At 71.6% G+C, this 12,772-nt stretch carries 10 protein-coding genes and 1 pseudogene; 5 read left to right on the top strand and 6 right to left on the bottom strand.

Annotated features, from left to right (window positions below; translation table 11 throughout):
• The first annotated feature begins 147 nt into the window (after window positions 1-147).
• The 5 genes and pseudogenes from tkt to pgl all read left to right on the top strand — a co-directional run bounded on the left by tkt (window position 148) and on the right by pgl (window position 6,790).
• Entirely contained in the window at window positions 148-2,241 is a 2,094-nt protein-coding gene (tkt, locus tag CUT44_RS06895; RefSeq protein ID WP_100201269.1) for a transketolase, read from the top strand.
• 57 nt (window positions 2,242-2,298) lie between these two features.
• Window positions 2,299-3,417, top strand: coding sequence for a transaldolase (gene tal / locus CUT44_RS06900; RefSeq protein WP_100201270.1), 1,119 nt, complete (start codon window positions 2,299-2,301; stop codon window positions 3,415-3,417).
• A 5-nt stretch (window positions 3,418-3,422) separates the two neighbouring features.
• Window positions 3,423-4,949 (top strand): glucose-6-phosphate dehydrogenase, encoded by a 1,527-nt coding sequence (gene zwf / locus CUT44_RS06905; RefSeq protein WP_100201271.1) that lies wholly within the window; start codon window positions 3,423-3,425, stop codon window positions 4,947-4,949.
• Window positions 4,946-5,843: pseudogene (opcA, locus tag CUT44_RS33855) on the top strand (glucose-6-phosphate dehydrogenase assembly protein OpcA); the annotation flags it as partial. The gene zwf and the pseudogene opcA, both read left to right, overlap by 4 nt.
• A 164-nt stretch (window positions 5,844-6,007) precedes the next feature.
• A complete protein-coding gene (gene pgl / locus CUT44_RS33860; RefSeq protein ID WP_233221287.1) occupies window positions 6,008-6,790 on the top strand; it encodes a 6-phosphogluconolactonase in 783 nt (260 codons plus the stop codon).
• 99 nt (window positions 6,791-6,889) lie between these two features.
• On the opposite strand, the gene pgi is transcribed toward pgl, so the two are convergent.
• The 6 genes from pgi to gap all read right to left on the bottom strand — a co-directional run bounded on the left by pgi (window position 6,890) and on the right by gap (window position 12,712).
• Window positions 6,890-8,545 (bottom strand): glucose-6-phosphate isomerase, encoded by a 1,656-nt coding sequence (pgi, locus tag CUT44_RS06915; protein WP_100201273.1) that lies wholly within the window; start codon window positions 8,543-8,545, stop codon window positions 6,890-6,892.
• 173 nt (window positions 8,546-8,718) lie between these two features.
• Entirely contained in the window at window positions 8,719-9,054 is a 336-nt protein-coding gene (locus CUT44_RS06920; protein ID WP_100201274.1) for an RNA polymerase-binding protein RbpA, read from the bottom strand.
• A 162-nt stretch (window positions 9,055-9,216) separates the two neighbouring features.
• Window positions 9,217-9,447 (bottom strand): preprotein translocase subunit SecG, encoded by a 231-nt coding sequence (gene secG, locus CUT44_RS06925; protein ID WP_199185634.1) that lies wholly within the window; start codon window positions 9,445-9,447, stop codon window positions 9,217-9,219.
• Window positions 9,448-9,607: 160 nt separating this feature from the next.
• Window positions 9,608-10,384 carry a triose-phosphate isomerase gene (tpiA, locus tag CUT44_RS33865; RefSeq protein WP_100201276.1) on the bottom strand — a complete coding sequence of 259 codons (777 nt, stop codon included), beginning with the start codon at window positions 10,382-10,384 and terminating at the stop codon, window positions 9,608-9,610.
• 6 nt (window positions 10,385-10,390) lie between these two features.
• Entirely contained in the window at window positions 10,391-11,593 is a 1,203-nt protein-coding gene (locus CUT44_RS33870; RefSeq protein ID WP_100201277.1) for a phosphoglycerate kinase, read from the bottom strand.
• Between the two features lie 114 nt (window positions 11,594-11,707).
• Window positions 11,708-12,712 (bottom strand): type I glyceraldehyde-3-phosphate dehydrogenase, encoded by a 1,005-nt coding sequence (gene gap / locus CUT44_RS06940; RefSeq protein ID WP_100201278.1) that lies wholly within the window; start codon window positions 12,710-12,712, stop codon window positions 11,708-11,710.
• Window positions 12,713-12,772 lie beyond the last annotated feature (60 nt).

Raw genomic sequence — 12,772 nt, forward strand, 5'->3', positions numbered from 1 at the left:
GACCCGGTTTCGGCCGATTTGGCAATGCCGCCGCTCAAAGGATGAGCAGCCGAAATGGGGGAACACCGGCGGGGGTACGCTCGACAGCGCCCGGTGTGACCTGTCAGACACCGGCCTTCGACATGTGGAGAGGAGCCCTGACGCAGGGTGAGCACCAAGCCGACCACCACAGACCTCGAGTGGACCGAACTGGATCAGCGGGCTGTCGACACCGCCCGGGTCCTGGCCATGGACGCCGTGCAGAAAGTCGGCAACGGCCACCCCGGTACCGCCATGAGCCTGGCCCCCGCCGCATACCTTCTCTTCCAGAAGCTGATGCGGCACGACCCGTCGGACCCGCAGTGGACGGGCCGGGACCGTTTCGTCCTCTCCCCCGGCCACACCAGCCTGACCCTCTACACCCAGCTCTACCTGTCCGGCTACGGACTGGAGCTGGAGGATCTGAAGGCTTTCCGCACCTGGGGCAGCAAGACCCCGGGTCACCCGGAGCACGGCCACACGGCCGGTGTGGAGACCACCACCGGGCCACTCGGCCAGGGCATCGCCAACGCGGTGGGCATGGCGATGGCCGCCCGCTACGAGCGCGGTCTGTTCGACCCGGAGGCCGCCGCGGGCGCCTCCCCCTTCGACCACACCATCTGGGCGATCGTCTCCGACGGAGACCTGGAGGAGGGCGTCTCCGCCGAGGCGTCCTCGCTGGCCGGCCACCAGAAGCTGGGCAACATCGTCGCCCTGTACGACGACAACCACATCTCCATCGAGGGCGACACCGCCACCGCGCTCAGCGAGGACGTGCTGAAGCGGTACGAGGCCTACGGCTGGCACGTCCAGCGGGTCGAGCAGGCGCCCAGCGGCGACTTCGACGTACGGGAGCTGTACGCGGCGCTGCGGGCCGCCCAGGAGGAGACCGGGCGGCCCTCGCTGATCGCGGCCCGCACGATCATCGCCTGGCCCGCGCCGAACGCGCAGAACACCGAGGCCGCGCACGGCTCCGCGCTGGGCGCCGAGGAGGTCGCCGCCACCAAGCGGGTGCTGGGCTTCGACCCCGACAAGCACTTCGAGGTGACCGACGAGGTCCTCGCGCACGCCCGTGAGGTGGTCGACCGGGGCCGCGCGGCGCGTGCCGAGTGGGACAAGCGGTTCGCCGAGTGGCGCGAGAACAACCCCGGGCGCGCCGCGGAGTTCGACCGCATCAGCGCCGGGAAGCTGCCGGAGGGCTGGGAGAAGGCGCTCCCCTCCTTCGAGACGGGCAAGGACGTGGCGACCCGCAAGGCCTCGGGCGCGGTGCTCAAGGCGCTGGGCGGGGTGCTGCCCGAGCTGTGGGGCGGCTCCGCCGACCTCGCGGGCTCGAACAACACCACCATCGACGCCACCTCCTCCTTCCTCCCCGCGGACAACCCGCTGCCGGAGGCGGACCCGTACGGCCGCACGATCCACTTCGGCATCCGCGAGCACGCCATGGGATCGACCATGAACGGCATCGCGCTGCACGGGAACACCCGGATCTACGGCGGCACCTTCCTGGTGTTCTCCGACTACATGCGTCCGGCGGTGCGGCTGGCGGCGCTGATGGGGCTGCCGGTCACCTACGTGTGGACCCACGACTCCATCGGCCTGGGCGAGGACGGTCCGACCCACCAGCCGGTCGAGCACCTGGCGGCGCTGCGCGCCATCCCGGGTCTGAACATCGTCCGCCCGGCCGACGCCAACGAGACCGCCATCGCCTGGCGCGAGATCACGCGCCGCCACAGCGAGCGCCCCGCCCCGCACGGCATCGCCCTGACCCGGCAGAACGTGCCGACCTACGAGGCGAACGAGGACGCCGCCCGCGGCGGATACGTGCTGTTCGAGGCGGCGGACTCCGCCGGGCGGGCCGCCGAGCCGCGGGTCGTGCTCATCGCCACCGGCTCGGAGGTCCAGCTCGCCGTCGCCGCGCGCGAGACCCTGCAGGCCGAGGGCGTGCCCACCAGGGTGGTGTCGATGCCGTGCCTGGAGTGGTTCGAGGAGCAGGACCAGCAGTGGCGCGACAGCGTGCTGCCGCCGTCGGTGCGGGCACGGGTGGCGGTCGAGGCCGGGGTCGGCCTGACCTGGTACCGGTACGTCGGCGACACCGGTCGCGTCGTCTCCCTGGAGCACTTCGGCGCCTCGGCCGACTACAAGGTGCTGTACCGCGAGTTCGGTCTGACCCACGAGGCCGTGGCCGAAGCGGCCCGGGAATCCCTGGCCGCCACCGCGCGCTGACGCCAACAGGTGCCCAACAGGCCGTCGAAAGCAGAAGAATCAGGAGATGCATCCCTCATGACAGACGCACTCAAGCGCCTGAGCGACGAAGGTGTCGCGATCTGGCTGGACGACCTGTCCCGTCAGCGCATCACCTCGGGCAACCTCGCCGAACTGCTGAACGAGCAGCACGTCGTGGGTGTCACCACCAACCCGTCGATCTTCCAGAAGGCGATCTCCGAGGGCCACGGCTACGACCGGCAGCTGGCCGACCTGGCGTCCCGCGGGGTGACGGTGGAGGAGGCCATCCGGATGATCACCACCGCCGACGTCCGGGACGCCGCCGACGTGCTGCGCCCGGTCTTCGACGCCACCGGCGGTCTGGACGGCCGGGTCTCCATCGAGGTGGACCCGCGGCTGGCGCACGCCACCCGGCCGACGGCGGCCGAGGCCAGGCAGCTCGCCTGGCTGGTGGACCGCCCCAACACCTTCATCAAGATCCCCGCCACGCAGGCCGGGCTGCCTGCCATCACGGAGACCATCGCCTCGGGCATCAGCGTCAACGTCACGCTGATCTTCTCCCTGGAGCGCTACCGGATGGTCATGGACGCCTACCTGACGGGTCTGGAGCAGGCCCGGGAGAAGGGGCTGGACCTGTCGGAGATCCACTCCGTGGCGTCGTTCTTCGTCTCCCGGGTGGACACCGAGGTCGACAAGCGGCTGACCGCCCTGGGCACCGAGGAAGCCCTGGCGCTCAAGGGCAGGGCGGCGCTGGCCAACGCCAGGCTGGCCTACCAGGCCTACGAGGAGGTCGTCGCCTCCGACCGCTGGACGGCCCTGGAGTCCGCCGGCGCCAACCGGCAGCGTCCCCTGTGGGCGTCCACCGGTGTGAAGGACCCGGCCTACCCCGACACCCTCTACGTCACCGAGCTGGTCGCCCCCGGCACCGTGAACACCATGCCGGAGGCCACCCTGGCCGCCGTCGGCGACCACGGCGAGATCACCGGCGACACGGTGCGCGGCACCTACGAGCAGGCCCGTGCCGACCTCGACGCGCTCGCCGGGCTCGGCATCGGCTACGACGAGGTCGTCGAGCTGCTGGAGACCGAGGGCGTCGAGAAGTTCGAGCAGGCCTGGAACGATCTGCTGGCCTCCACCGAGGCGGAGCTGAAGCGTCTCGCCCCGAAGGAGGCGTAACGCAGGTGAGCAGCGCGGCCAACCCGCTGCGTGACGCACAGGACCGGCGGCTCCCGCGTATCGCGGGGCCGTCGGGCCTGGTCATTTTCGGCGTCACCGGCGATCTGTCACGTAAGAAGCTGATGCCCGCCGTCTACGACCTCGCCAACCGGGGGCTGCTGCCCCCGGGCTTCTCCCTCGTCGGCTTCGCCCGCCGCGACTGGGAGGACCAGGACTTCTGCCAGGTGGTGCACGACTCGGTCAAGCAGTACGCCCGCACTCCCTTCCGGGAGGAGGTCTGGCGGCAGCTCGGCGCGGGCATGCGCTTCGTGCCCGGGGTCTTCGACGACGACGAGGCGTTCGCCAGACTGAAGTCGACCATCCAGGACCTGGACTCCTCACGCGGCACCGGCGGCAACTTCGCCTTCTACCTCTCGGTACCGCCCAAGTTCTTCCCCACCGTCCTGCAGCAGCTCAAGAAGCACGAGCTGTCCGACGCGCCTGACGGCTCCTGGCGCCGTGCGGTCATCGAGAAGCCCTTCGGGCACGACCTGGCCAGCGCCCAGGAGCTCAACCGGGTCGTCCACCAGGTCTTCCGGCAGTCCGACGTCTTCCGGATCGACCACTACCTGGGCAAGGAGACCGTCCAGAACATCCTGGCGCTGCGCTTCGCCAACACGATGTTCGAGCCGCTGTGGAACCGCTCCTACGTGGACCACGTGCAGATCACGATGGCCGAGGACATCGGCATCGGTGGGCGCGCGGGGTACTACGACGGCATCGGCGCGGCCCGCGACGTGATCCAGAACCACCTGCTCCAGCTGCTGGCCCTGACCGCCATGGAGGAGCCCTCCTCCTTCGACGCCAAGGCGCTGGTCACCGAGAAGCTCAAGGTGCTCAACGCGGTACGGCTGCCGAAGGACCTGGGCCGCCACACCGTGCGCGGCCAGTACGCCGCGGGCTGGCAGGGCGGCCGGAAGGTGCCCGGCTACCTGGAGGAGGAGGGCATCGACCCGGACTCCCGCACCGACACCTACGCGGCCGTCAAGCTGGAGATCGACAACCGCCGCTGGGCGGGAGTCCCCTTCTACCTGCGCACGGGCAAGCGGCTGGGCCGCCGCGTCACCGAGATCGCGGTGGTCTTCCAGCGCGCCCCCTACTCCCCCTTCGACGCCACCGACACCCGGGAGCTGGGGCAGAACGCGCTGGTCATCCGGGTGCAGCCGGACGAGGGCATCACCATCCGGTTCGGTTCCAAGGTGCCCGGCACCTCCATGGAGATCCGGGACGTGACGATGGACTTCGCCTACGGCGAGTCCTTCACCGAATCCAGCCCCGAGGCGTACGAACGGCTCATCCTGGACGTGCTGCTGGGCGACGCCAACCTCTTCCCGCGGCACCAGGAGGTCGAGCGGTCCTGGGAGATCCTGGACCCGGTCGAGGAGTTCTGGGAGGCGCACGGCAGGCCCGAACCGTACACCGCCGGGACCTGGGGTCCGCAGGCGGCCGACGAGATGCTCGCACGCGACGGACGGAGCTGGCGGCGCCCATGAACATCGACCTCACGGACACCACGTCCGGCCAGATCAACGCGGCTCTGGTGAAGGCTCGGCGGGCGATGGGCAGCCCGGCCGTCGGCATGGTGCTCACGCTCGTCATCGTGACGGACGAGGGCAGCCACTACGACGCGCTGAAGGCGGCCAGCGAGGCCTCCCGCGAGCACCCCTCGCGGATCCTCGTCGTCGTCCGGCGTCCGGGTCGTTCCCCCCGGGACCGGGCCACGGCCCGGCTCGACGCCGAGGTACGGGTCGGCGGCGGCACCGGCACCGGCGAGACGGTGCTGCTGCGGCTGCACGGGGAGCTGGCCTCCCACGCCCACAGCGTCGTCCTGCCCCTGCTGCTGCCGGACGCGCCCGCCGTCGTCTGGTGGCCCGCCGACGGACCAGAGCATCCCTCGAAGGACCCTCTCGGCGTACTCGCGCAGCGGCGCATCACCGACGCGGCCGAGAACGAGGACCCGGTGGGCGCGCTGGCGCTGCGGGCCCGCAGCTACGCGCCCGGCGACACCGATCTGGCCTGGACCCGCGTCACCCTGTGGCGCAGTGTGCTGGCCGCCGCCCTGGACCAGAAGCCGGTCCGGATCGACGGCGCGGTCGTCGAGGGCGAGGAGTACAACCCCAGCACCGAGCTGCTGGCACTCTGGCTCGCCCGGCGGCTGGACGTCCCCGTCGAGCGCAGGGTCTCCGAGGGGCCGGGCATCACGGCCGTACGGCTGGCCACCGGCGAGGGCGACATCTGCCTGGAGCGCGGCGACGGCTCACTGGCCAGGCTCGTCGTGCCCGGCCAGCCCGACCGGAACGTGGCCCTCCACCGGCGCGGCACGGCCGAGCTGATCGCGGAGGAGCTGCGGCGCCTGGACCCGGACGAGACCTACGCGCAGGCGATCTGCTTCGGCCTCGACCGGCTGCGCGGCCGGCCCGCAGCGGACGGGACGGACGGGACGGACGGGACGGACGGGACGGACACGGTGGGCCGGACGGAGGCAGGCCCGGAGAACCCGGGCGCCCCGGGGGAACCGGCCTCGAAGGTCCCGGACGGTGGCCCGGTGGACGTGCCCGGGGCTCCTCCTCCGCGGCTCACCGTCCATCCCGACCCGGAGACGCTGCTCCGGGCGACGGCGGCGGGGCTGCTCACCGCGGTCGCGGAGGCGCAGAGCGCCCGCGGCACCGCTTCCCTGGTGCTGACCGGCGGCCGCAACGGCATCGGTCTGCTGGCGGCCCTGGCCCAGGCCCCTGGCCGGAGCGCCGTCGACTGGTCACGGGTGGACCTGTGGTGGGGCGACGAGCGGTTCCTGCCCGACGGCGACCCGGACCGCAACCACACCCAGGCCCGCCTGGCGCTTCTGGACGGACTCCCGCTGGACCCGGCGCGGGTCCATCCGATGCCCGCCTCCGGCGGCCCCCACGGCGACGACGCGGCGGCAGCGGCGGAGGCGTACGCGGCGGAACTCGCCGCCGCGGCGGGCGGCGGCCGGGACGCGCCGGCGGTGCCGTCCTTCGACGTGCTGCTGCTGGGGCTGGGCCCGGACACCCATGTGGCCTCCCTCTTCCCGGAGCATCCGGCGGTGCGGGAGGAGGGGCGGACGGTCGTCGGCGTCACGGACTCCCCGAAGCCGCCGCCGGTACGGGTCTCCCTCACCCTCCCGGCCCTCCGGGCGGCCCGCCAGGTGTGGCTGCTGGCGGCCGGCGAGGACAAGGCGGAGGCGGCGGCCGGCGCGCTGACCGCCGAGGACCCCTTCCGGGCGCCCGCCACGGGCGCCCGGGGCCGCGAGCGCACCCTGTGGATCCTCGACGAGGCCGCCGCGTCCCGCCTGCCGGCCTCGGCCCGGAGCTGACCGGCCGGAGGGCCGCCCGGACGAGGCCCGTTGGCCCCGCCTCCGTACGGAGGCGGGGCCAACGGCGTACCGGGGGAACGGCGTGGGGCCGGGACGTGATCAGCCGCGGCCGCGCAGGGCGCGGTAGCGGGCCACCAGGGCCGCCGTGGAGGCGTCCAGTCCCGCCGGCTCGGCGCCCCCGGTCAGCGCGGGCTCGACACGCTTGGCCAGGACCTTGCCCAGCTCCACGCCCCACTGGTCGAAGGAGTCGATGTCCCAGACCGCGCCCTGGACGAACACCTTGTGCTCGTACAGCGCGACCAGCTGGCCCAGTACCGAGGGGGTCAGTTCGTCGGCCAGGATCGTCGTCGTGGGGCGGTTGCCCCGGAAGGTGCGGTGCGGGACCTGCTCCTCGGGCACGCCCTCGGCCCGCACCTCCTCCTGCGCCTTGCCGAAGGCCAGCGCCTGGCCCTGGGCGAAGAGATTGGCCATCAGCAGATCGTGCTGGGCCGCGAGTTCCGGCGACAGGCCGGGCACCGGCCGGGCGAAGCCGATGAGGTCCGCGGGGACCAGCCGGGTGCCCTGGTGCAGCAGCTGGAAGTACGCGTGCTGGCCGTTGGTGCCGGGGGTGCCCCAGACCACCGGTCCGGTCTGCCAGCTCACCGGCCGGCCCTGCCGGTCCACCGACTTGCCGTTGGACTCCATGTCGAGCTGCTGGAGGTAGGCGGGGAACTTCGACAGGTAGTGGCTGTAGGGCAGCACCGCGTGCGACTGGGCGTCGAAGAAGGCGCCGTACCAGATGCCCAGCAGACCCAGCAGCAACGGGGCGTTCTCCCCGGGCGGTGCGGTGCGGAAGTGCGTATCGACGGTGCGGAAGCCGTCCAGCATCTCGCGGAAGCGGTCCGGGCCGATGGCGATCATCAGCGACAGGCCGATGGCCGAGTCGTAGGAGTAGCGGCCGCCGACCCAGTCCCAGAACTCGAACATGTTCGAGGTGTCGATGCCGAACTCCCCGACCGCCTCCGCGTTCGTCGAGAGCGCCACGAAGTGCTTGGCCACCGCCTCCTTCCCCGCGCCCAGGCCGGCCAGCAGCCAGTTCTTCGCCGAAGTGGCGTTGGTGATGGTCTCGATGGTGGTGAAGGTCTTGGAGGCGACGACGAACAGCGTCTCGGCCGGGTCCAGTCCCTGGAGCGCCTCGTGCAGGTCCGCGCCGTCCACGTTGGAGACGAAGCGGACCTCCAGCTCCCGGTCGGTGTAGGCGCGCAACGCCTCGAACGCCATCGCGGGTCCCAGGTCGGAGCCGCCGATGCCGATGTTGACGACGTTCCTGACGCGCCGTCCGGTGTGGCCGACCCACCGGCCGGAGCGCACCGCCTGGGCGAAGACGGCCATCCGGTCAAGCACGGCGTGCACGGCGGGGACGACATCCTCGCCGTCGACCTCGATCACCGCCTCCCGCGGGGCCCGCAGGGCGGTGTGCAGCACGGCCCGGTTCTCGGTGGTGTTGATCCGCTCGCCCCGGAACATCGCGTCCCGCAGTTCCGCGACACCGGTGGCCCCGGCCAGCTCGCCCAGCAGCCGCAGCGTCTCGTCCGTGACGAGGTTCTTCGAGTAGTCCAGGTACAGGTCGCCCACCCGGACGCCGTACCGCTCGGCACGGCCCGGATCGTCGGCGAACAGGTCGCGCAGGCGCACCTCCCCCAGCTCCTCGCGGTGCCTGGCCAGCGCCTGCCACTGCGGCATGTGATCGAGCCTGCCGCGGCCTTCAGCGTTCATCTGCGAATTCAGTCCACTTCTCTCTCGCGGTCCCCGTGCGACGGACCGGCCGGTTCCCAACCTGGTCAACCTAGTCGAACGGCCGTCCCACGCAGCGGCGGCCCGGCCGTACGTCCTCACCGGGACGTACGGCCGGGCCGCCGCTGGTGTCCGCCCCCGCGCGGGCGGAGCCTTCAGATCTCCCCGCGCAGCTTGGCCAGCGCCTCGGCGAGGATCGCCTCGCCGTCGGCGTCGCTGCGCCGCTCGCGCACATACGCGAGATGCGTCTTGTACGGCTCGGTGCGCGGTGGGGCCGGCGGATTGTCCCGGTCCTTGCCTGCCGGAAAGCCACAGCGCGGACAGTCCCAGGTGTCCGGGACCTGTGCGTCGCTGGCGAAGCTGGGGCGGGTCTCGTGCCCGTTGGAGCACCAGAAGGGAATCCGCAGGCGCGGCGCGGACTCGCCCCGCTCGGCCTCTCCCATCGGCCCCGCCCCGACCCGGCTTCCCCGGATCGCGTTGCCACTTGCCACGGTCGTAACTCCCTGCCTCATGGTGCCGCGGAGCGCCGGCGGACGGTTCCGCGGCGGGTGCCCCGGTGTATGTGGGGCCCAACACGCGCCCGCAGACCGGAGTTACCGCCCTCCGGGCCGTCGGGCGTGAGCCTCATGATAGGCCGGGACAGCCGTGTGGTGTCAGGCGTCGAGCTTCATCAGGATGCCGAGCGCCACGACGACGGCGAACCAGAGGAGGCCGACCACCACCGTGAGGCGGACGAGGTTGCGCTCGGCGACCGAGGAGCCGCCGATGGACGCCTGCATGCCGCCGCCGAACATGTCGGAGAGGCCGCCGCCCTTCCCCTTTTGCATCAGCACGAGCAGCAGCAGCAGCAGGCTGAAGACGACGAGGGCGATGGAGAACCCCATGATCACGGCTGGACCAACTCTCTCGGACGGATGTCTGCGGAAAACTCTCGGGACTTGCAGGGTACGGGGCCGGGAGGGGTACGCGCGTACGCTCCCGGCCCCGACAGGGTACGACGTGGACGGCCCGCCGTCACCGGCCGACGGCGGGCCGTCCGTCCCGTCACTGGTCGCGGAACCGGACGATCCGCACGAACTCGTCCACGTCCAGCGAGGCGCCGCCGACCAGCGCCCCGTCCACGTCCGGCTGCGCCATGATCGCCGCGACGTTCCCGCCCTTCACCGAACCGCCGTACTGGATGCGGACCTTCTCGGCCAGCTCCCGGTCGTACAGCTCGGCCAGCCGGCCGCGGATCGCGCCGCACACCTCCTGGGCGTCCTCGGGGGTGGCGACCTCGCCGGTGCCGATGGCCCACACCGGCTCGTAGGCGATCACGATGCTCGCGGCGTGCTCGGCGGGGACGTCCTTCAGCGCGCCGTCGACCTGGGCGAGGGTGTGGGCGACCTGGTCACCGGCCCTGCGGACCTCCAGGCCCTCGCCGACGCACAGGATCGGGGTCAGGTCGTTGAGGTAGGCGGCCTTGACCTTGGCGTTGCACAGCCCGTCGGTCTCGTTGTGGTACTGGCGGCGCTCGGAGTGGCCGACGACCACGTAGGCGCAGTGCAGCTTGGCGAGCATCGCGCCGGAGACCTCCCCGGTGTACGCGCCGGAGACGTGCGCCGAGATGTCCTGGGCGCCGTAGCGGATCTTCAGCTTGTCGCCCTCGACCAGGGTCTGCACCGAGCGCAGATCGGTGAAGGGCGGCAGGACCGCGACCTCGACGGCCTCGTGGTCCTTGTCGTTCAGGGCGAAGGCGAGCTTCTGGACATGGGCGATGGCCTCGAGGTGGTTGAGGTTCATCTTCCAGTTGCCCGCCATCAGCGGGGTGCGGGTGGCCATCGTGTGTCAGTCCTCCAGTGCGGCGAGGCCGGGAAGTGTCTTGCCCTCGAGGTACTCGAGGCTGGCGCCGCCGCCGGTCGAGATGTGCCCGAAGGCGTTCTCGTCGAAGCCCAGGATGCGGACGGCCGCGGCGGAGTCGCCGCCGCCGACGACGGTGAAGGCGGAGCTGTCGATCAGCGCCCGGGCGACGGTACGGGTGCCGTCGGCGTAGTCCGGGTGCTCGAAGACGCCCATCGGGCCGTTCCAGAAGACGGTGGCGGCGTCGGCGAGGCGGGCCGCGTACAGCTCGCGGCTGCGCGGGCCGATGTCCAGACCCATCAGCTCGGCCGGGATGGCGTCCGCGGCGACGGTGACGGGGTCGGTGGCGGTCTTGGCGCCCAGGTCCGGGAAGGAGGCGGCGGCGACCACGTCCACCGGCAGGACGAACTCCACCCCGCGCTCCTCGGCGCGCTTGAGATAGCCCTGGACGGCCGGGACCTGGTCCTCCTGGAGCAGCGAGGAACCGACCTCGTGGCCCTGCGCCTTCAGGAAGGTGTACGCCATGCCGCCGCCGATGAGGATGCGGTCGGCGCGCTCCAGCAGGTGCTCGATGACACCGAGCTTGTCGGAGACCTTGGCACCGCCCAGGACCACCGCGTACGGGCGGCTGACGTCGTCGGTGAGCCGGCGCAGGACACCGACCTCGGTGGCGATGAGGTCGCCGGCGGCGTGCGGCAGCCGCGCCGGGAGGTCGTAGACCGAGGCGTGGCGGCGGTGCACGGCGCCGAAGCCGTCACCGACGTAGAGGTCGGCGAGAGCGGCGAGGCGGTCCGCGAAGGCGCCGCGCTCGGCCTCGTCCTTGCTGGTCTCGCCCGCGTTGAAGCGCAGGTTCTCCAGGACCGCGACCTGCCCGCCGGCGAGGGCGGCGACGGTGGCGGCGGCGGACTCGCCGACGGTGTCGGAGGCGAACGCCACGTCCTTGCCGAGGAGTTCACCGAGCCGCCCGGCGACGGGGGCGAGGGAGAACTTCGGGTCCGGGGCGCCCTTGGGGCGGCCCAGGTGGGAGGCGACGATCACCTTCGCACCGGCCTCGGCCAGCCTGGTGATCGTCGGGAGGGCGGCGCGGATACGGCCGTCGTCGGTGATCGTCCCGCCGTCGAGCGGTACGTTCAGGTCGGCGCGGACGAAGACCCGCCTGCCCGACACGTCCAGATCGTCGATCGTCTTCAATGTACGGCTCCGTCAGTGGTGGTTTTCCGCGAGACGGGGCCCGCCGGGCGCCTCGTCGCGCCCTGCGAGCCCCGCTGTGTCACATCTCGGCGCTGCGGTGGAGCAGCAGCGCGGTCAGAGCCGCTCGCCGACGTAGACGGTCAGGTCCACGAGGCGCTGGGAGTAGCCCCACTCGTTGTCGTACCAGCCGACGATCTTGACCTGCTTGCCCTGGGCCATCGTCAGGGAGGAGTCGAAGGTGCAGGAGGCGGGCCAGCTGACGATGTCCGAGGAGACGATCGGGTCCTCGGTGTAGTCCAGGATCCCCTTGAGCTGCCCCTCGGCGGCCTTCTGGAAGGCGTTGTTCACCTCGTCCTTGGTGACCTCGCGGTCGAGCTCCAGCACGAGGTCGGTGACCGAGCCGGTCGGGACCGGGACGCGCATGGCGATGCCGTCCAGCTTGCCCTTGAGCTGCGGCAGGACCAGGGCGGTGGCCTTGGCGGCGCCGGTGGAGGTCGGGATGATGTTCTCGGCGGCGGCGCGGGCGCGGCGCAGGTCCTTGTGCGGGAAGTCCAGGATGCGCTGGTCGTTGGTGTACGCGTGGATGGTCGTCATCATGCCCTTGACGATGCCGAAGCTCTCGTCCATCACCTTGGCCATCGGCGCCACGCAGTTGGTGGTGCAGGAGGCGTTGGAGACGACGTGGTGCTTCTCCGGGTCGTAGGACTCGTGGTTGACGCCCATGACGACGGTGAGGTCCTCGTTCTTGGCCGGGGCCGAGATCAGGACCTTCTTCGCGCCCGCCGCCAGGTGCTTGGCGGCGTCCTCGCGCTTGGTGAAGATGCCGGTGGACTCGATCACGATGTCGGCGCCGAGCTCGCCCCAGGGCAGGGCGGCCGGGTCGCGCTCGGCCATCGTCTTGAAGGTCTTGCCGCCCACCGTGATGGTGTCGGCGGTGTGGCTGATGTCCTGTGTCAGGCGGCCCAGGATGCTGTCGTACTTCAGCAGGTGTGCCAGGGTCGCGTTGTCGGTCAGGTCGTTGACACCGACGATCTCGACGTCCGCGCCCTGGTCCAGAAGCGCGCGGAAGTAGTTGCGACCGATGCGGCCAAAGCCGTTGATGCCTACGCGGATCGTCACGAACCGATCTCCTCGTTAGGTACGCCGGTGCGGACACCGGCGAATGCTGTTTGGGATGTC

This window comes from Streptomyces carminius (genome assembly GCF_002794255.1).
Taxonomy (GTDB): domain Bacteria; phylum Actinomycetota; class Actinomycetes; order Streptomycetales; family Streptomycetaceae; genus Streptomyces; species Streptomyces carminius.

Bases quoted from the DNA above. Each gene is read 5' to 3' on its own strand.
- tpiA (WP_100201276.1), bottom strand. From the start codon at position 10,384: ATGGCCACCCGCACCCCGCTGATGGCGGGCAACTGGAAGATGAACCTC.
- tal (WP_100201270.1), top strand. From the start codon at position 2,299: ATGACAGACGCACTCAAGCGCCTGAGCGACGAAGGTGTCGCGATCTGG.
- pgi (WP_100201273.1), bottom strand. From the start codon at position 8,545: ATGAACGCTGAAGGCCGCGGCAGGCTCGATCACATGCCGCAGTGGCAG.
- secG (WP_199185634.1), bottom strand. From the start codon at position 9,447: ATGGGGTTCTCCATCGCCCTCGTCGTCTTCAGCCTGCTGCTGCTGCTG.